The 993-nt window shown below is 52.5% G+C and carries 2 protein-coding genes; both read right to left on the reverse strand.

Features of this window, described 5'->3' with window-relative positions:
* Positions 1 to 441 (reverse strand): hypothetical protein (locus J5224_RS30075; protein ID WP_264628717.1); only part of this gene is annotated, 441 nt, incomplete at its 3' end.
* A 144-nt stretch (positions 442 to 585) separates the two neighbouring features.
* Positions 586 to 993: TonB-dependent receptor domain-containing protein (locus J5224_RS30080; RefSeq protein WP_264628718.1), on the reverse strand; the 408-nt coding region annotated here is incomplete at its 5' end.

The raw sequence follows: 993 nt of genomic DNA on the forward strand, positions 1-993 counted from the left end.
CGCCATCATAATCTCGGTTCCCGGCAGGGTGAGCAGTTCGTGTAGCGGTTTTTGCCCCTCATCGTCTATTTGGTGAATGCTCATGCTAAGCGCCATGTCCGAGGCGCAATCTATGCCCCCGACAAAAATAAGCTTCCCGCCGTCAACCAGCTCTGACTTGAGTTTCGCTAACCATCGACTGGCGAGATCGGGTCGACGATCGCTCTCTGACGTTATCCCGTAAAACAAATTTCCACCGGTGATGTGCAGCAGTGTGCGCTGTTGATACCACCTTCCATTCCATTTCGACAGCACGGCCAACGCGCAGCAATGCGTCAGCCTGTGGGTATGTAATACGGACGCGCTGTCCGTTGCACATCCCACCTTACCCATTTCAACATTGATGCAGTTATCAGTGTGCCGATAATAATGGGGCGTATCGTTAATTGAGGTTACGTTCATAAAATTCCGTTTTATTTGCAAATACATCAAAAAAGCGGAATAAAATATCACAACATATGCGTGATAAGAGTTATACCTCTGAGAAAGCGCGGAATTCGAAACTCCCCGACGAACGTCGGGGAAGGAAGCTATCAGAGAAAGCAATCAGAAAGCGTAAGACAGGCTGCCTACCACGCTGCGCTCTGCGCCAAAGTAGCAGTAATCCAGTGAGTTACAGGCACCAACATAGCGTTTGTCCGTCAGGTTGTTGACGTTCAACTGCGCGCTCAGCCCTTTTAAGCCAACCTTGGAGAGATCGTAACCCACCGCCATATCCACCAGCGTGTAAGACGGCAAGGTATGGGTGTTGGCACGATCGCTCACCACGCCGTTCACGTAGCGCACGCCGCTTCCCAGCGTTAAGCCGTCCAATACGCCGTTCGTGACGTCATAGCTCACCCAGGCACTGAGCTGGTTGCGCGGCGCATACACGGCGCGCTGGCCTTGCTCACTGGCGATGCCGCTTTTCTTGTAGCGAATGTCGTTATAGCTGTAGGCCGCCTGAACGCTGAG

Source organism: Candidatus Symbiopectobacterium sp. NZEC135 (genome assembly GCF_025962695.1).